This is a genomic window from Pseudomonas sp. H11T01, from assembly GCF_048515765.1.
Taxonomy (GTDB): domain Bacteria; phylum Pseudomonadota; class Gammaproteobacteria; order Pseudomonadales; family Pseudomonadaceae; genus Aquipseudomonas.
This window is the reverse complement of sequence record NZ_JBLYED010000025.1, coordinates 14697-34329: the sequence shown is the minus strand read 5'-3', so window position 1 is coordinate 34329 and position 19633 is coordinate 14697. Positions and strand designations below refer to the sequence as shown.

The following is a 19633-nucleotide window of genomic DNA, read 5'->3' as shown; positions in this document are numbered from 1 at the left end:
AATGAACAGGACTATTTCAACCCTCGGTATTGCGCTATGGACAGTGCTGATGTCGCCGTTGGTACACGCGGCGAACCTCAAAGCGCTGGATGTTGCCGCGCTGCCGGGGGGCCGCGTCGAGTTGAAGCTGGCATTCGATGGGCCACCTCCCGCGCCTCATGGCTATACCACCGAGCAGCCCGCGCGAATTGCCCTCGACCTGCCGGGAGTGACCACTCAATTGGCGAGCAAGAATCGCGACCTGGGTACAGGCAATGCGCGCAGTGTGACGGTGGTCGAGGCCAAAGATCGTACTCGGCTGATCATCAATCTGACGGCGTTGGCACCCTATAGCGCGCGCGTCGAGGGCAACAACCTGTTCGTAGTGGTCGGTCAGGGTGCAGGGGGGGCGCAGAAGCCTCAGTCGAGTGCGCCGCGAGTGGCTACGCCTGCACCAGCCAGAGCCTATGCGCCAGTTGGGAAGGCCATTAGAGGCGTGGATTTTCAGCGTGGCGAGCTGGGTGAAGGTAATGTGGTCATCGAGTTGTCGGACCCGGGCATGAGCCCTGATATCCAGGAGCACGATGGCAAGATCACCCTGAGTTTCGCGAAAACCCAATTGCCCGAGCTGCTGAGAGTCCGGTTGGACGTCAAGGATTTCGCCACACCGGTGCAATTCGTCAACGCCAGTGCGTCCTCCGATAAAGCCAGCATCACCATCGAGCCCAGCGGTGCCTTCGATTATTCGACTTATCAGACCGACAACAAGCTGACCGTCAGCGTTCGGCCGATGACCACCGACGACTTGCAGAAACGTAATGCCGAGCGCTTTGCCTACAGTGGCGAGAAGCTGTCGCTGAATTTTCAGGACATCGATGTGCGCTCGGTGCTGCAACTGATCGCCGACTTCACCAATCTCAATCTGGTTGCCAGTGACACGGTGCAGGGCGGCATCACCTTGCGCTTGCAGAATGTGCCGTGGGATCAGGCCCTGGACCTTGTGCTGAAAACCAAAGGGCTCGACAAGCGCAAAATCGGTAACGTCTTGCTGGTTGCCCCTGCGGATGAAATCGCCGCCCGCGAACGCCAGGAGCTGGAGTCGCAAAAACAGATCGCCGAACTGGCTCCGCTGCGCCGTGAGCTATTGCAGGTCAACTACGCCAAGGCCGCCGACATTGCCAAACTGTTCCAGTCGGTCACCAGTGCCGATGCGAAAATCGATGAACGTGGGTCTATCACCGTCGATGAGCGGACCAACAACATCATTGCCTACCAGACCCAGGACCGCCTCGATGAGCTACGTCGCATCGTTGCCCAGCTGGATATCCCGGTGCGCCAAGTGATGATCGAAGCGCGAATTGTCGAAGCCAATGTTGATTACGACAAAAGCCTCGGCGTGCGTTGGGGCGGCTCGATCCAGAACAAGGGAAACTGGAACACCTCGGGCGTCAGTAATGGGGCCGCTGGGTCATCTACTATCGGCACGCCGACTGGCACCAATACCAACTCGCCATTCGTCGATATGGGTACGGTCGGCAACACATCGGGTCTGGGTATCGCTTTCATTACCGATAACGTGTTGCTGGATCTGGAGCTGACGGCCATGGAGAAGACCGGCAATGGGGAAATTGTCTCCCAGCCCAAAGTGGTCACTTCCGACAAGGAAACCGCGAAGATCCTCAAAGGCACGGAAATCCCCTATCAGGAAGCCAGTTCCAGTGGTGCAACTTCGGTGTCCTTCAAGGAGGCGTCACTGTCGCTGGAGGTGACACCGCAGATCACCCCGGACAATCGCATCATCATGGAGGTCAAGGTCACCAAGGATGAGCCAGATTATCTGAACAAGCTCAACGATGTCCCGCCGATCAAGAAGAACGAAGTCAACGCCAAGGTGCTGGTCAATGACGGCGAGACCATCGTAATCGGCGGCGTTTTCTCAAATACTCAAAGCAAGGTTGTAGATAAAGTGCCATTTCTCGGAGATGTGCCGTATCTTGGCCGCCTTTTCCGAAGGGATGTGGTTTCGGAGAAAAAATCCGAGCTGCTGGTATTCTTGACTCCGCGTATCATGAATAACCAGGCGATTGCTGTGAGTCGTTGATTCTGTGCGAAATTTGATTCTTGTTGGACCAATGGGGGCTGGAAAAAGCACCATTGGTCGTTTGCTGGCCAAAGAGCTGCGCCTGCCATTCAAAGATTCCGATAAGGAAATTGAATTGCGCACGGGCGCTAATATCCCGTGGATCTTCGATAAAGAAGGTGAACCGGGCTTTCGTGACCGCGAAGAGGCGATGATTGCCGAACTCTGCGCCTTTGATGGCGTGGTGTTGGCGACCGGTGGCGGCGCAGTGATGCGCGATGCCAATCGTCAGGCGTTGCATGCCGGGGGGCGCGTAGTTTATCTGCATGCCTCTGTGGAGCAGCAGGTCGGCCGTACCTCTCGCGATCGCAATCGTCCGCTGTTGCGCACCGCAGATCCGGCGAAAACCCTCAGAGATCTGCTGGCAATTCGCGACCCGCTTTATCGGGAAATCGCTGATCTGGTGGTGGAAACTGATGAGCGGCCGCCGCGAATGGTGGTTCTGGACATTCTTGAACGCCTGCAGCAGCTTCCTCCCCGTTAATGCGCACAGCGAAATGCGCTATCCTCGGCGTCCGGTCATGAGCGCTTTAGCTCGTGGCCCTTGGCAACCAGATGACGTCAGAAAGCCAGGCGTACCGGCCGTTAATACAGGGCAGGGCGCCAGCTTCCATTTTCTCTGTGGGGACACATGCAGACACTTAAGGTTGATTTAGGCGAGCGTAGCTACCCGATTCATATTGGCGAAGGTTTGTTGGGGCAACCCGAACTGCTCGCGCCGCATATCGCCGGGCGGCAGGTGGCAATCGTCTCCAACGAGACCGTCGCGCCGCTTTATCTTGAGCGTCTGACCCGCAGCCTCGCGCAGTTTTCGGTTATTTCCATCGTGTTGCCCGACGGCGAAGCCTTCAAGAACTGGGAAACCCTGCAAACTATTTTCGACGGTTTGCTCACTGCGCGACATGACCGCCGTACCACCGTGATCGCCCTTGGCGGCGGTGTTATTGGCGACATGGCCGGTTTTGCCGCTGCCTGCTATCAGCGCGGCGTCGATTTCATCCAGGTGCCCACCACGCTGCTGTCGCAAGTCGACTCGTCAGTGGGCGGCAAAACCGGGATCAACCATCCGCTGGGCAAGAACATGGTCGGCGCCTTCTATCAGCCCAATGTGGTGCTGATCGATACCTCGACGCTCAATACCCTGCCTCCCCGTGAATTGTCCGCGGGCCTGGCGGAAGTGATCAAATACGGGTTGATCTGCGACGAGCCGTTCCTCACTTGGCTTGAAGAAAACGTCGATCGACTGCGTGCATTGGATCAATCGGCCCTGACCGTCGCTATCGAACGCTCCTGCGTGGCCAAGGCCGCTGTGGTGGGGGCCGACGAGCGCGAGTCCGGTGTGCGTGCCACGCTCAACCTGGGGCATACCTTTGGCCACGCCATCGAAACCCATATGGGCTATGGTGTCTGGCTGCATGGTGAGGCGGTCGCTGCTGGCACCGTGATGGCCCTTGAAATGTCCGCTCGACTGGGTTGGATCACCGAGCAAGAACGTGATCGCGGGATTCGCCTGTTCCAGCGTGCCGGGTTACCGGTCATTCCTCCCGAAGAGATGACCGAAGCAGATTTTCTCGAACATATGGCAATTGACAAGAAAGTGATCGACGGTCGTTTGCGTCTGGTGCTGTTGCGCCGAATGGGCGAAGCCGTAGTGACCGACGATTATCCGAAAGAGGTTTTACAGGCCACACTGGGAGCGGATTACCGCGCTCTGGCTCAGCTTAAAGGTTAATAAGATCCCGATGACTAGTTTGCATGCCGACGAGGCTTTCCTCGGCCATTACCAGTTGAGTCATGACCCTTTTGCTCCACGGGTGCCTGGCTTCAAATTCTTCCCTGCTCAGCGCAAGCCAGTATTGGGGCAATTGCACCATCTGGCCCGTTATAGCCAACTGCTACTGGTCGTCACCGGGCCACAAGGCAGCGGCAAAACCTTGCTGCGTCAGGCGCTGGTGGCCAGCACCAACAAGCAGTCAGTCCAAAGCGTGGTGGTTTCCGCCCGTGGCGCTGGCGATGCGGCAGGCGTGTTGCGGCAGGTGGCTCAGGCGCTGAACGTTGCCCAGGCTGAAGTCGGCTCGATTTTGGCGCAAGTGGTGCAGCTCGCGCTGACCGGTCAGGAAGTCTATTTGCTGGTGGATGACGCCGAGCAACTCGACGAGTCCGCGCTCGAGGCGCTGTTGGCTTTGGCCGCAGGTGCTCCCGAAGGTCGCCCGCATGTGTTCCTGTTCGGCGAATCTTCGCTGATTTCTGCCCTGGAGCAGTTGAGCACCGAGGAAGAACGCTTCCACGTCATCGAATTGCAGCCCTACGCCGAAGAAGAAACCCGCGAATATCTGGCCCAGCGTCTCGAAGGCGCGGGTCGCGGAATCGAACTTTTCACGGCGGATCAGATCTCTGATATTCATGAAGGCTCCGATGGCTGGCCGGGCACCATTAACCAGGTCGCTCGCGATGCAATGATCGAAGCCATGATTGCCAGCCGCACAGCGGTCAAGCGTCCAAGTATGGGGTTCAATATGCCGAAGAAGCACGTATTGGCGATATCCGCCGTCGTCGTGGTGGCGGTAGCAGCGGCCTGGTTGATGCCAGGTCGCAGTAAAGCACCGACCACCGGCGCTCCTGCCAACGAGCAGGCGCAATTGCCATTGGGGCAAACACCTAAACCGAACAGCGGCGGCGCTCCGGCAGTCGAGTTCGCCGGGAATACTCAACCCATGCCATTGCCGCTGGTTGGGCAGTCGCAACCAGTCATGCGTGGGCCCTTGGCTGAAGCCGCTGGCGGCATCACCGAAGGCGACGACGGCGTGCCGGTCGCGGGTTCCAGTGCGAAGCCGCCTACCGTGACCACCACAGCGCCTCCAGCAGGCGTCCCGGCTGGTCCTGCGCCAACACCTGCTGCACGCCCAACGCCTGCTCCGACGCAAGTTGCTACCGCCAAGCCAGCGCCTGCGGCCAAACCCGCACCGGCTCCAGTGGCCAAGCTGGTACCGGTCGCCAAGCCTGTTGAGAAACCGGTCGAGAAGCCGGTCGCCGTCGCCAAAGCCGCTACCGGTGGTAGCTGGTACGCCGGGCAAGCGCCGGGCAACTACGTGGTGCAAATCCTCGGCACCAGCTCCGAAGCGACTGCGCAAAACTTCGTCAAAGAGCAGGGCGGTGAGTACCGTTACTTCAAGAAAAACCTGCAAGGCAAGCCGCTGTATGTGATCACTTACGGTAACTTCGCTAACCGCGATGCAGCCGTTACCGCCATCAAGGCCTTGCCAGCGAAGGTTCAGGCTGGTAAACCTTGGCCTCGCACTGTCGCCAGCGTCCAACAGGAACTGGCTACAACTCGCTGAAGATTCGGCGGCCTTACCCAGGCCGCCTCTCCCGGCACCTCAAAATTTTCCGCAGGCGCATGCTGCTTCCAAAGCCGCGTGCTTTGTGGTGTCTGCGTCATCGTGGCTTTTGAGTCGTTGCGGTCAAAATTAAAAAAAGTTTTGACTAGCACAGCATATCCCTTTAAACCTTTCACAAATGCGACATAGATTTGCGACATTTCGTCGTCAAATTTGTGAGCCTCTGTGTCGGTGTGTACAATGACCTCCCTTTTGCCCCCACAAAGCTGGCGTACGTTCGGCGTGGACGGTAAGTGGTTGAATTGAAAAGAAATTTGCCTCGGTAAGAGGCAGCCTGGTGAGAAAGTGTCTATGAAAGCAGGTCTGTACCAACCAGATGAATTCAAGGATAACTGTGGTTTCGGCCTGATAGCCCATATGCAGGGCGAGCCCAGTCATACCCTTTTGCAAACGGCCATTGAGGCCCTGACCTGCATGACCCACCGCGGTGGGATCAACGCCGACGGCAAGACCGGTGACGGTTGCGGTCTGCTGATTCAAAAGCCGGATGTGTTCCTGCGTGCCATTGCCCAGGAAACCTTCGGCGTCGAACTGCCCAAGCAATATGCCGTGGGCATGGTCTTCTTCAATCAGGACCCGGTAAAAGCCGAAGCCGCTCGTGAGAACATGAACCGCGAGATCCTGGCTGCCGGCCTGCAGCTCGTCGGCTGGCGCAAAGTGCCGATCGACACCAGCGTGCTCGGCCGTCTGGCCCTCGAGCGTCTGCCGCAGATCGAACAAGTGTTCGTCGGCGGTGAAGGCCTGAGCGATCAGGACATGGCGATCAAGCTGTTCAGCTCCCGTCGTCGTTCGTCCGTGGCTAACGCTGCCGACACCGATCACTACATCTGCAGCTTTTCCCACAAGACCATCATTTATAAAGGCCTGATGATGCCGGCGGATCTGACCGCCTTCTATCCAGACCTCAGTGATCAGCGCCTGCAAACCGCGATCTGCGTGTTCCACCAGCGCTTTTCCACCAACACCCTGCCGAAATGGCCGTTGGCTCAGCCGTTCCGCTTCCTCGCGCACAACGGCGAGATCAACACCATCACCGGCAACCGCAACTGGGCTGTGGCCCGTCGCACCAAGTTCGCCAATGATTTGATGCCCGATCTGGAAGAACTCGGCCCACTGGTCAACCGTGTCGGTTCCGACTCCTCGAGCATGGACAACATGCTCGAGTTGATGGTCACCGGCGGCATCGACCTGTTCCGTGGTGTGCGGATGATCATTCCGCCAGCGTGGCAGAACGTCGAAACCATGGACCCCGATCTGCGGGCGTTCTACGAATACAACTCGATGCACATGGAACCGTGGGACGGCCCGGCCGGCGTGGTAATGACCGACGGTCGTTACGCGGTCTGCCTGCTCGACCGTAACGGCCTGCGTCCGGCGCGTTGGGTTACTACGAAAAACGGCTTCATCACCCTGGCTTCGGAAATCGGCGTCTGGAACTACCAGCCTCAAGATGTGATCGCCAAGGGTCGCGTTGGGCCGGGTCAGATCTTTGCCGTGGACACCGAAACCGGTCAGATCCTCGACACCGATGCGATCGATAATCGTCTGAAGTCCCGTCATCCGTACAAGCAATGGTTGCGCAAGAATGCCCTGCGCATCCAGGCGACCATGGAAGACAACGACCACGGTTCGGCTTTCTACGATGTCGACCAGCTCAAGCAGTACATGAAAATGTACCAGGTCACCTTCGAAGAACGTGATCAGGTGCTGCGCCCGCTGGGTGAGCAAGGCTACGAAGCGGTCGGCTCCATGGGCGATGACACGCCGATGGCTGTGCTGTCCCAACGTGTACGCACGCCGTACGACTATTTCCGTCAGCAGTTCGCGCAGGTGACCAACCCGCCGATCGACCCGCTGCGCGAAGCCATCGTCATGTCGCTGGAGATCTGCCTCGGTGCCGAGCGCAACATCTTCCAGGAGTCGCCGGAACACGCCTCGCGCGTGATCCTCAGCTCGCCGGTCATTTCTCCGGCCAAGTGGCGCTCGCTGATGAACCTCGATCGTCCGGGTTTCGAACGCCAAATCATCGACCTCAACTATGACGAGAACATCGGACTCGAAGCGGCGGTGCGCAATATCGCCGACCAGGCCGAGGAAGCCGTGCGTTCCGGCCGTACCCAGGTCGTGTTGAGCGATCGCCACATCGCACCGGGAAAACTGCCGGTGCACGCTTCGCTGGCCACCGGCGCGGTACACCATCGTCTGACCGAAAAAGGTCTGCGCTGCGACAGCAACATCCTGGTCGAGACCGCCACCGCGCGTGATCCGCACCATTTTGCCGTGCTGATCGGCTTCGGTGCTTCGGCGGTCTATCCGTTCCTGGCCTACGAAGTGCTGGGCGACCTGATCCGTACCGGTGAAGTGCTGGGCGACCTCTATGAGGTGTTCAAGAACTACCGCAAAGGCATCACCAAAGGTCTGCTCAAGATCCTCTCGAAGATGGGCATCTCGACCATCACCTCGTATCGCGGTGCGCAACTGTTCGAGGCCATCGGCCTGTCCGAAGAAATTTGCGAGTTGTGCTTCCGTGGTGTGCCGAGCCGCATCAAGGGCGCGCGTTTCGTCGACCTCGAAGCCGAGCAGAAAGCGTTGGCCTTTGAGGCCTGGAGCCCGCGCAAGCCGATCCAGCAGGGCGGTTTGCTGAAGTTCGTCCACGGTGGCGAATACCACGCCTACAACCCGGACGTGGTCAGCACCTTGCAGGCCGCTGTGCAGCAAGGCGACTACAGCAAATTCAAGGAATACACCGCGCTGGTGGACAACCGTCCGATCTCGATGATTCGCGACATGTTCAAGGTGAAAACCCTTGATCAGCCGCTGGATATCAGCGAAATCGAACCACTGGAGTCGGTTCTCAAGCGTTTCGACTCCGCCGGGATCTCCCTGGGCGCATTGTCGCCGGAAGCTCACGAAGCCCTGGCCGAAGCCATGAACCGCCTGGGTGCGCGTTCCAACTCCGGCGAAGGCGGCGAAGACCCTGCGCGTTACGGCACCATCAAAAGCTCGAAAATCAAGCAAGTGGCCACCGGCCGTTTCGGGGTGACCCCGGAATACCTGGTCAACGCTGAAGTGCTGCAGATCAAGGTCGCTCAGGGCGCCAAGCCCGGCGAAGGTGGTCAGCTGCCTGGCGGCAAGGTCAACGGTCTGATCGCCAAGCTGCGTTATGCGGTGCCTGGCGTCACCCTGATTTCGCCACCGCCGCACCACGACATCTATTCCATCGAAGACTTGTCGCAGCTGATTTTTGACCTCAAACAGGTCAATCCGAAGGCGCTGGTGTCGGTGAAGCTGGTAGCAGAAGCGGGTGTTGGCACCATCGCTGCCGGTGTGGCCAAGGCCTATGCGGACTTGATCACCATTTCCGGCTACGACGGTGGCACCGGTGCTTCGCCGCTGACCTCGATCAAATACGCGGGTGCTCCGTGGGAGCTCGGCCTGGCCGAAACCCACCAGACCCTGCGCGGCAACGACCTGCGTGGCAAGGTTCGGGTACAGACCGACGGCGGCCTGAAAACCGGCCTCGACGTGATCAAGGCAGCAATCCTCGGCGCTGAAAGTTTCGGCTTCGGCACCGCGCCAATGATCGCGCTGGGCTGCAAATACCTGCGTATCTGCCACCTGAACAACTGCGCCACCGGCGTTGCGACTCAGAACGACAAACTGCGCAAGGATCACTACATCGGTACCGTCGACATGGTGGTGAATTTCTTCACCTACGTCGCCGAAGAAACCCGTGAGTGGCTGGCCAAGCTGGGCGTGCGTTCCCTCGAAGAGCTGATCGGGCGTACCGATCTGCTGGAAATCCTTGAGGGTCAAACCACCAAGCAAAACTATCTGGACCTGACCCCGTTGCTGGGCAGCGACCACATCCCGGCGGACAAACCACAGTTCTGCCAGGTTGAGCGCAACCCACCGTTCGATAAAGGCCTGTTGGCCGAGCAAATGGTCGAGATGGCCACCTCGGCGATCAACGACCTGAGCGGTGCCGACTTCTCGCTGGATATCTGCAACTGCGACCGTTCCATCGGCGCGCGGATCTCCGGTGAAATTGCGCGGGCTCACGGCAACCAGGGCATGGCCAAGGCGCCCATCACTTTCCGCTTCAAAGGCACTGCTGGTCAGAGCTTTGGGGTGTGGAACGCCGGCGGTCTGAACATGTATCTGGAAGGCGACGCCAACGACTACGTCGGCAAAGGCATGACGGGCGGCAAGCTGGTCATCGTTCCGCCAATTGGTAGCGCCTACAAGACTCAGGACAGCGCCATTATCGGCAACACCTGCCTGTACGGCGCCACGGGTGGCAAGCTGTTCGCTGCCGGTACCGCGGGCGAGCGTTTCGCGGTGCGTAACTCCGGTGCTCACACCGTGGTGGAAGGCACTGGCGATCACTGCTGCGAGTACATGACAGGCGGTTTCGTCTGCGTTCTGGGCAAGACCGGCTACAACTTTGGCTCGGGCATGACCGGTGGTTTCGCCTACGTGCTGGACCAGGACAACACCTTCGTTGACCGGGTCAACCACGAACTGGTGGAAATCCAGCGGATCAGCGGCGAAGCGATGGAAGCCTATCGCAGCCACCTGCAACGTGTGCTGAACGAATACGTCGAGGAAACCAATAGCGAGTGGGGTCGTAACCTCGCCGAAAACCTCGATGACTATCTGCGTCGGTTCTGGTTGGTCAAGCCTAAGGCTGCCAGCTTGAAATCGTTGCTTTCCAGCACCCGTGCCAACCCGCAGTGATATGCGCCTGAAGAGTTTGATGAGGTTTTAACATGGCTGAACGTCTGAATAATGACTTCCAGTTCATCGAGGTCGGGCGCAAGGATCCGAAGAAGAAACTGTTGCGTCAACGCAAGAAAGAGTTCGTGGAAATCTACGAACCCTTCAAACCCCAGCAGTCGGCCGATCAGGCCCACCGCTGCCTGGGTTGTGGTAACCCGTACTGTGAATGGAAGTGCCCGGTGCACAACTTCATTCCCAACTGGCTGAAACTGGTGGCCGAGGGCAACATCCTCGCCGCCGCGGAGCTGTCCCACCAGACCAACACCCTGCCGGAAGTCTGCGGCCGGGTGTGCCCGCAGGATCGTCTGTGCGAGGGTGCTTGCACCCTCAACGACGGCTTCGGCGCGGTGACCATCGGTTCAGTGGAGAAGTACATCACCGACACCGCGTTCGCCATGGGCTGGCGCCCGGACATGTCCAAGGTCGTACCGACCGGCAAGCGTGTCGCAGTGATCGGTGCGGGCCCGGCGGGCCTGGGTTGTGCCGACGTGCTGGTGCGCGGTGGCGTGACCCCGGTGGTGTTCGACAAGAACCCGGAAATCGGTGGTCTGCTGACCTTCGGCATCCCTGAGTTCAAGCTGGAAAAGACCGTGCTGAGTAATCGTCGCGAAGTCTTCACCGGCATGGGCATCGAGTTCCGTCTCAACACCGAAATCGGCAAAGACGTGACCATCGAGCAACTGCTCGAAGAATACGATGCCGTGTTCATGGGCATGGGCACCTACACCTACATGAAGGGCGGCTTTGCTGGTGAAGATTTGCCGGGCGTCTATGACGCGCTGGATTTCCTGATCGCCAACGTCAACCGCAACCTGGGCTTTGAAAAGTCGCCGGAAGATTTCGTCGACATGAAAGGCAAGAAGGTTGTGGTACTTGGCGGCGGTGACACGGCGATGGACTGCAACCGTACCTCGATCCGTCAGGGCTCCAAATCGGTGACCTGCGCTTATCGTCGTGACGAAGCGAACATGCCGGGCTCGCGCAAAGAGGTGAAGAACGCTAAGGAAGAAGGCGTGAAATTCCTCTACAACCGCCAGCCGATTGCGATTGTTGGTGAAGACCGGGTCGAAGGCGTGAAGGTGGTCGAGACCCGTCTCGGCGAACCGGATGCCCGTGGCCGTCGCAGCCCAGAGCCGATTCCGGGTTCCGAAGAAATCATCCCGGCTGATGCCGTGGTCATCGCTTTCGGCTTCCGTCCAAGCCCTGCGCCATGGTTCGAACAGCACAGTATCCAGACCGACAGCCAGGGCCGTGTAGTAGCCCCGGAACAAGGCCAATACAAACACCAGACCAGCAACCCGAAAATCTTCGCCGGTGGCGACATGGTGCGTGGTTCTGACCTGGTAGTAACGGCGATCTTCGAAGGCCGCAATGCCGCCGAAGGGATCCTGGATTATCTGGGCGTTTAACTAGAACGACGCAAAACCCTGTGGGAGCGAGCCTGCTCGCGATAGCGGTGGATCAGTCAGCAGTGATGTTGAATGTGAAGCCCTCATCGCGAGCAGGCTCGCTCCCACATTGGCTTCCGGGTGTTGCGAAGACTGCATTCCAGCGCGACAAATTGACCCGATAGAAAAAAGGCTCAGCTCTTGCCGTGCCTTTTGCGTCGCGCTCTGAGAAAATGCCCATACTTTTTTTCCGGATGCCGACATGACTGCCCTGAAGAACGACCGTTTCCTTCGTGCCCTGCTCAAGCAACCCGTAGACGTCACCCCTGTGTGGATGATGCGTCAGGCCGGTCGCTACCTGCCTGAATACCGCGCCAGCCGCGCCAAGGCCGGTGATTTCATGAGCCTGTGCATGAACCCGGAGTTCGCCTGCGAAGTCACGATGCAGCCGCTTGACCGTTATCCAGAGCTGGATGCTGCAATCCTCTTCTCCGACATCCTGACCATCCCCGATGCCATGGGCCAAGGCCTGTACTTCGAAACCGGCGAAGGCCCGCGCTTCAAGAAAGTCGTCAGCACCCTGGCCGACGTCGAAGCCCTGCCGATCCCTGATCCGCACAAAGACCTCGGCTACGTCATGGACGCGGTCAGCACCATCCGCCGCGAACTGAACGGCCGTGTGCCGCTGATCGGCTTCTCCGGCAGCCCATGGACCCTGGCCACCTACATGGTTGAAGGCGGTTCGTCGAAAGACTTCCGCAAGACCAAGGCCATGCTCTACGACAACCCACAAGTCATGCACCTGTTGCTGGACAAGCTGGCACAGTCGGTGACCTCCTACCTTAACGGTCAGATCATGGCCGGCGCCCAAGCCGTGCAGATCTTCGACACCTGGGGCGGCAACCTCTCGGCGGCGGCGTACCAGGAATTCTCCCTGGCCTACATGCGCAAAATCGTCAGCGGCCTGATCCGCGAGCACGAAGGCCGCAAAGTACCGGTCATCCTCTTCACCAAAAACGGCGGCCTGTGGCTGGAAAGCATCGCCGATGCGGGTGCTGATGCGCTGGGTCTGGACTGGACCTGTGACATTGGCGAAGCCCGCCAGCGCGTCGGCAGCAAAGTCGCCCTGCAAGGCAACATGGACCCGACCGTGCTTTACGCCAAACCAGAAGCCATCTGCGCCGAAGTCGGCCGCATCCTTGCCAGCTATGGCAAAGGCAGCGGTCATGTATTCAACCTCGGCCACGGCATCACCCCGGAAGTCGACCCGGAACATGCGGGTGCGTTCTTGCGTGCGGTGCATGAGCTTTCTGCGCAATACCATCAGTAATCTTTTCCTGGATTACCTGTTACAGCTTGTCTGGTGCTAGCGCCGGACAGGCTGCTCTCCTCCGATGCACGTCTCCTCCCTTCTTTGATACGTATTGTGCTATCAGCACGCTCTTGTTTGATATGTTGGCCAAGTAGTGCGTTGTAATCTATTTCATCCGCTCCAACTTAAAAGTCATTTTGAAATGTCTTTTGATGGTTGGAGTCTTTTAAAGTTATGTCCTTTATTTAAGCTTGTTACAGACTTCGAATTTGGATGATTTTTTGTTGAGGTTTGTTCTTTTAAATAATGCCGCCTCTTGTAAGTTTGTATTGCTCTCCTTGTCGGATTTTTCGATTTTCTGATATTTCCTATATTATTTATAGATTATTCCTACATAGAAAAATAATTCACGCCTGTAGAGTTCCCTCGCATTCCACTTGACCAATAGCCTATTAAAAGCAATCGAGTGGCTTCGGATTACAGGTGTTGAAGTGTTTGTGGTGGAGTGGTGGGTTGTGACTAAATGTCAATAATTAGTATGGAACTAATAATATGAAAAAAACCTTTTCTAAAGGAGGCGCGTTAACAGGATGTGCTTCCTCATTGACCCTGTTGGCGGCGATGTTGACGTCACAGAATGTCGCCGCTCACGGTTACTTGAACGAACCACCATCTCGTGCATTTCTCTGCCAAAAAGGTCTCAACAAAGACTGTGGTGGCGCACAGTACGAACCGCAAAGCGTGGGTGAAACCTTCAAAGGGTTTCCTGCCGGTGTTGGTGGCGCTCCTCTTCAGGGGCCGGTCGACGGCAAGATTGCCAGTGGTGGTATCGGGTTGTTCTCGGCAGTGGATGCTCAGTCGGCTACTCGCTGGCACCTGACCGAGATCAAAGACCGTAATATCAATTTCGACTGGAAATACACAGCTGTTCACCCAGCCACCAAGCATGAATACTTCATTACCAAAAATGGCTGGAACCCCAACGAGCCGCTCAAGCGTGCGTCTTTCGATAGCACGCCGTTTTGCTTTGTAGACGGGGGGAATATTTTGCCGGTTTCCGGTGACAAACATGCGTGCGCCATTCCTGAAGACAAGTCCGGTCATCATGTAATTCTCGGGGTGTGGGCCGTCGGAGACACTGACGCCGCATTTTATAACGTTGTAGACGTGAATATCCTGGCCGAAGCTGCACTGCCGGGCGGCTGGAACTCCGTTGGCAGTATTGCCCCAGCTGCGACCTTGCTGGCGGGTGACAAGGTCAAGGCCCGAGCCTTTACCGCCACTGGCGAGAGTGCGCAGTACAGCGTCGCAATCTCTATCGACAACGCCGAAGAAGGCAAACCGGAGAACTGGTCGTTCAAACTGGCCGAACAGGTCAACAAGACCCAGAAACTGGTGCGCGCAGGCATGCGTGACGAACAGGACAATATCGAACCGGTGAAGGGCACGAACAAGCTGTACGCCCAGAAAGAGAGCGGTGTCATCCGTTACGAAGTGACATTGGATATGCCGGGAGATCCTGACGCCAGGATGGTGATTTCGGCTATGCCCGATGAGGGGTTCAAACTGGAAAACGGCAGCGGGAAAGTGTCCTTCCCAGTGCTGACCAACCGCAAGCTGAACGTCGAGGCGACGGTCTACAACGATAAAAACAAACCGGTAGGGATCACCACTCAAGTGGTCGATTCCAACAGTACGTGGATTAACGTCGACGTGCGCACTTTACCGGGCACTCATCAGGTGAAGTTGATAGGCACCACTGAGGATGGCCGCACCACGCTTCAGGATCTGAAAACGACTGAAATGACCGGCGAAGGCGGCGGGGAATTTGACTTCCAGTTCCCGGAGGGTATTGAGCAATACACTGCCGGTACTAAAGTACTGCAACCCAAAGACGGTCTGGTCTATGAGTGCAAGCCGTTCCCTGAGTCTGGCTACTGCAAGCAATACAGCCCAACGGCTAATGGATTTGAACCCGGTGTCGGTGGTCACTGGCATATGGCTTGGGATCAAAAATAAGTTGATCCAGTAACGCTCCGGGCAGTCATTACATGTGATTGCCTGGAGCCGTCTGGCTGACGGCGACTTATTATCAGTGCGACTGAGTATGAGCTTGAAATGAGAAGGCCAGGTTATTCGGGACAACAAAAAATTTTACACTGGTTATCCGTCATTGTTATTTTATGGGCGTTGATAAGCGGCTTCTATGTATCGTTATTCGATGTGCCATTGGCGATCAAAGAATGGGTGGCTTTCGTTAATGTATCGCTGACCACTCTGTACTTACCATTTTTTGCTTTAAGAGTTTACCTTTCTTTTGGTTATCACCGCTCTGTGGGCGTGCACAATCGATCACTCGCAGAGTCTCTCGCGCTGTTCGTGCACAGGCTTATTTATCTGGTCATTGGTGTTGTATTGGTGACGGGTATTTTAATGATGGATCGAGCGATCAGTGTTTTCGATCTTTTTTTTATCCCTCAACCGTTGGATAACCCCGATTTTATCGCCCTGTCTGTAACGGTTCATGTGTGGGCTTGTCTGTTGCTCGCGCTCTTGATCGCCTTGCACGTAACTGCCGTCATTAAACATGAAGTTTCAGGGCGTAGCGTTCTTGAACGTATGTCTTTCCGAGTCTCAGCTGACTGGAAAAAAAATGATTGATGTGAATCGAGATTGAAGTTTTCAGCCACAGCAGTGTCCGGTCATTGGCCCGCCTTGCTCAAGATCGTCTTGCTGGTTCTGCTGCTTGGTTACACAGCGTTCCTGGCCTGGAGTGCGTGGGCCTTGCGCGAGGCCATGGTGGTGCAACGTGAACTTCCGGTCCCGCCCGCAGCGGTTGTTGATTCGCGGGCTCAGCTGAATCCTGCCGCCATCGCGACAGTGCTCGGTCTGGCCGCGCAAAACGAATTGGTGCGCAGTGCCGAACCGCTGACGCTACGTGCGAGTTTTGTTTCCAGTACCGGCGAGTCCCGGGCGTTGTTGGCAGGGCCCGATGGTGAGCGCATTTACCAGGTCGGTGAAAGCTTGCCGGGCGGTAGCGTCCTGCGTCGCGTGGAAATTACCCAAGTAGTGCTCTGGCGCAAGGGCCGTGAAGAGTTGCTGCCTCTGCAATTGGCGGGCGAGCGGTCTCTGCTGGCGGTCAAGGGCGAAGGCCCCAGCCCCGCTCTCAAGCCATCCTCCCTTTATTTTCGGCCTGCTGCCGACCTGCGTCAGAGTGATTGACTGAATGAACAGTTTTATCAGGGTTGGCCTATTTCGCCCCACGTTGCGCCTTATGGCGTTGGTGGCGTTGCTGTTTCAAGGCTCGGTGCTGGCCGAGCAGCAGCAGTGGCAACTGGCAATGAACAACGCTGAATTGCGGGATGTCGTGGAAGAGATATCGTCGATCTTGGGGACGACGGTGATTCTTGATCCTCGGGTTCAAGGTCGTATCACCGTGATGTCCAAAAAAGCTTTGGATCGCGAAGGGGTTCGTCGGCTGTTCTATTCGGTGCTTGATGCCCATAACTTCACGGTGATCGATCAAGGCGACCGGATATTGGTGACTCCGGTGACGGAAGCCAAGACACGAGCTGGCAACGGTGATCCTGCAACCTCTCCGGCGGCGCAGTTCGTCACCGAGGTGATTGAACTCAACTCAAGCAGTGCCTCTGATCTAGCAGGGCTGGTACGACCTCTGGTGTCGGCCAATGGCTATGTCGGGCCGTCGGTCTCGGCCAATGCCCTGGTGGTCACCGACACCGCGAGCAATGTCAGGCGCGTTGGGCAGGTTGTCCGAAAACTGGACTCCGGCGGAAAAAACGCTCATGTCGTCGTAGAGGTGCGCCATGGCTTGGCCACTGATATTGCCAAGGTTATGGAGTTGTCTCTCGGCAAGCCGGGAACGGATGCAGGAAGCCAGGTGATTGCCGACTCGCGGGCTAACCGTTTGGTGATTATCGGTACGCAGGCCGTGCGTCAACGGCTGACCAAGCTGGCTCGTTCGCTGGATATCCCGGCGACTGCCAAGCTTGATAACGCCAGGGTGATCCGCCTGCGGCACAGCGATGCCAAGCAATTGGCCGAGGTGCTGGATGCCATGGGACAGGGGCTCAAACAGGACGCCCCTCTTGGGAGCTCAAAAGATTCCACGCCGGTCACGCAGGTCATGGTCAAGGCGGACGAGAGTCAGAATGCGCTGGTATTGATAGCAGATCCGGCTCAGGTCCGGATGATTGAGAACATCGTCCGTCAGTTGGATCAACCGCGCGCCCAAGTGCTGATCCATGCCGCTATTGTGGAAATCTCCGGTGATATCGTCGAGGCGCTGGGGGTTCAATGGGGCGTCAGTACTGGAGATGCTAAAGGTCTTATCAACTTCCCCGGCACAGGTATTTCGATTCCCGGAGGGTTGAAGTTTGATGAAAAAAATCCCGCGCCCGAGGGAGCGTTGCTCAGCCTGGGTAGTGACCGCTTCAACGCCTTGATTTCCGCCTTGGCCAGCAACACTCGCAGTAACCTTCTGTCCACCCCGAGCCTGCTGACCCTGGACAACCAAGAGGCAGAAATCATGGTGGGTCAGAACGTCCCGTTCAAGACGGGTTCTTATGCCACCAATAGCAGCGGTGCGGACAACCCTTTTACCACCGTGGAGCGTAAGGATGTCGGGATCCGCCTGAAGATCAAACCACACATCAATGAAGGCTCCACTTTACGGCTGGAGGTCGAGCAGGAAGTCTCGGACATCGCGCCCTCGGTAGCCGGCGTGAACTCCTCGGATCTAATCACCAACAAACGTGCGTTGAAGAGCACGATCCTCGCCGATGATGGCGAAATCATCGTGATCGGTGGCCTGATCAAGGACAGCGTTCGCACCCAGGAAAGTGGCGTCCCCTTGCTACGTAGTATTCCGTATCTCGGTGCGTTGTTCCGCTGGACCAAAGACACTCAGACCAAAAGCAACCTAATGGTTTTTCTACGGCCGACGATTGTGCGCAGCAAGCAGGATATCGCCGAGGTTAGCCAGGATCGGTACAACGCCTTGCGCGACCTCAGTCAGCCGACGGCCCGTCAGAACAATTCGCTGCTACTGCCCCGTGACCCTCACCAACTGTTCGATGGGTCCACTGATCCGCAATCCATCGACCTGCGCAAGCTGGAACCGAGTGCGCCATGACCTGGCAGGGGGTATTTTGCGAGCAGTTGCCTTTTGGCTTCGCCCGGCGTTTCGGGGTGTTGCTGGAGGGGACGGGGGACGCATTGAGTCTGTCGGTTCGTGCGGATACACCGTTTAGTGCCATGGCGGAAGCCAGGCGCCTGAGCGGGCGTGAGCTGCCACTTCAGGTGCTTGAGCCTGCCGTATTCGCGGCGCGTCTGGCGAGTTGCTACAGCGAAGGCCAGAGTGCTGCCGAACAAGTCGCCCAAGGGCTGGATGATGAACTTGATCTGCTTAGTCTGGCCGACCAGGTGCCGCAGACCGCCGACCTGCTAGAGCAGGAAGGCGATGCGCCGATTATCCGGTTGATCAACGCGTTGCTCAGCGAGGCCGTGCGAGAGAAGGCCTCCGATGTTCACCTGGAAACCTTCGAACAGTATCTGTCGGTGCGCATGCGGGTCGACGGGCAGTTACGTGAAGTACTCAGACCCAAGCGCGAGTTGGCTAATCTTTTGGTGTCGCGGATCAAAGTCATGGCCCGCCTCGATATCGCCGAGAAACGTATCCCACAGGACGGTCGAATCACTCTGCGGCTGGCCGGACATGAGGTCGATGTACGGGTCTCGACCTTGCCTTCTGCTTACGGTGAACGAGTGGTGCTGCGGCTGCTCGACAAACAGGCCGGCCGCCTTGATTTGCAGCGGTTGGGCATGCCTGCCGACACCCTGGCGCGCTTCCAGCAGATTCTCGGCAAACCCCACGGGATTTTGCTGGTGACCGGTCCGACCGGTTCCGGCAAAACCACCAGTTTGTATGCGGCCCTGACCAGCCTCAACGACCAGACCCGCAACATCCTCACGGTCGAAGATCCCATCGAATATCACTTGTCGGGCATCGGCCAGACGCCAGTCAACCCAAAGGTCGAGATGACCTTCGCCCGAGGTCTGCGGGCCATTCTGCGCCAGGACCCGGACGTGGTGATGGTGGGAGAAATCCGCGACCGGGAAACTGCCGAAATCGCCGTACAGGCTTCGTTAACCGGCCACTTGGTGCTGTCGACCCTGCATACCAACAGCGCGGTCGGCGCGGTCACCCGGCTGGTGGACATGGGTGTCGATGCCTACCTGTTGGCCTCATCTCTGATCGGTGTGCTGGCCCAGCGCCTGCTGCGCACCCTCTGCCCCGAGTGTAAGACAGCGTATGTCGCTGATGCGACCGCCTGCCAGCGACTGGGACTCGACAGTGGGGCCGCTGCGCACTTGTTCAAGGCCCACGGCTGTAAGCAATGCCAGCAAGGCTATCGCGGGCGGATCGGGATCTATGAGTTGGTTAGCGTCACCGGGACCTTGTCTGCGCTGATTCACCAGGGCGCCAGTGAGCAGGAGCTCGCCCGCGAGGCGCGGCTGGTGTCGCGCAGTCTGTTTCAGGATGGCCAAAGGCTGGTGCTGGAGGGCCTGACCAGCCTCGACGAATTGCTGCGAGTCACCCAGGAGGATTAGG

General features: G+C 57.7%; 12 protein-coding genes. All 12 read left to right on the top strand.

Annotation, left to right across the window (positions count from 1 at the left end; all coding sequences use genetic code 11):
* The first annotated feature begins 1 nt into the window (after position 1).
* On the top strand, positions 2 to 2080 hold the full coding sequence (gene pilQ / locus ACN1C3_RS26295; protein ID WP_419118657.1) for a type IV pilus secretin PilQ: 2079 nt from the start codon (positions 2 to 4) through the stop codon (positions 2078 to 2080).
* A 4-nt stretch (positions 2081 to 2084) separates the two neighbouring features.
* Entirely contained in the window at positions 2085 to 2603 is a 519-nt protein-coding gene (gene aroK / locus ACN1C3_RS26290) for a shikimate kinase AroK (RefSeq protein ID WP_419118656.1), read from the top strand.
* A 147-nt stretch (positions 2604 to 2750) separates the two neighbouring features.
* Positions 2751 to 3851, top strand: a complete 1101-nt coding sequence (gene aroB, locus ACN1C3_RS26285) for a 3-dehydroquinate synthase (RefSeq protein ID WP_419118655.1) — start codon at positions 2751 to 2753, stop codon at positions 3849 to 3851.
* A 10-nt stretch (positions 3852 to 3861) separates the two neighbouring features.
* Positions 3862 to 5457, top strand: coding sequence for an SPOR domain-containing protein (locus ACN1C3_RS26280; protein ID WP_419118654.1), 1596 nt, complete (start codon positions 3862 to 3864; stop codon positions 5455 to 5457).
* Positions 5458 to 5808: 351 nt separating this feature from the next.
* Positions 5809 to 10257: a glutamate synthase large subunit gene (gene gltB / locus ACN1C3_RS26275; RefSeq protein WP_419118653.1), complete on the top strand. Its 4449-nt coding sequence runs from the start codon at positions 5809 to 5811 to the stop codon at positions 10255 to 10257.
* 32 nt (positions 10258 to 10289) lie between these two features.
* Positions 10290 to 11708 carry an FAD-dependent oxidoreductase gene (locus ACN1C3_RS26270; protein ID WP_419118652.1) on the top strand — a complete coding sequence of 473 codons (1419 nt, stop codon included), beginning with the start codon at positions 10290 to 10292 and terminating at the stop codon, positions 11706 to 11708.
* 241 nt (positions 11709 to 11949) lie between these two features.
* On the top strand, positions 11950 to 13017 hold the full coding sequence (gene hemE / locus ACN1C3_RS26265) for a uroporphyrinogen decarboxylase (protein WP_419118651.1): 1068 nt from the start codon (positions 11950 to 11952) through the stop codon (positions 13015 to 13017).
* A 534-nt stretch (positions 13018 to 13551) separates the two neighbouring features.
* Positions 13552 to 15018 (top strand): N-acetylglucosamine-binding protein GbpA, encoded by a 1467-nt coding sequence (gene gbpA / locus ACN1C3_RS26260; RefSeq protein WP_419118650.1) that lies wholly within the window; start codon positions 13552 to 13554, stop codon positions 15016 to 15018.
* Positions 15019 to 15117: 99 nt separating this feature from the next.
* Positions 15118 to 15660, top strand: a complete 543-nt coding sequence (locus ACN1C3_RS26255) for a cytochrome b (RefSeq protein ID WP_419118649.1) — start codon at positions 15118 to 15120, stop codon at positions 15658 to 15660.
* Positions 15661 to 15672: 12 nt separating this feature from the next.
* Positions 15673 to 16221: a type II secretion system protein N gene (locus tag ACN1C3_RS26250; protein ID WP_419118648.1), complete on the top strand. Its 549-nt coding sequence runs from the start codon at positions 15673 to 15675 to the stop codon at positions 16219 to 16221.
* A 4-nt stretch (positions 16222 to 16225) separates the two neighbouring features.
* Entirely contained in the window at positions 16226 to 18154 is a 1929-nt protein-coding gene (gene gspD / locus ACN1C3_RS26245) for a type II secretion system secretin GspD (RefSeq protein ID WP_419118647.1), read from the top strand.
* Positions 18151 to 19632, top strand: a complete 1482-nt coding sequence (gene gspE, locus ACN1C3_RS26240) for a type II secretion system ATPase GspE (protein ID WP_419118646.1) — start codon at positions 18151 to 18153, stop codon at positions 19630 to 19632. Before gspD ends, gspE begins: the two co-directional genes overlap by 4 nt.
* The last annotated feature ends 1 nt before the right edge of the window (position 19633 follow it).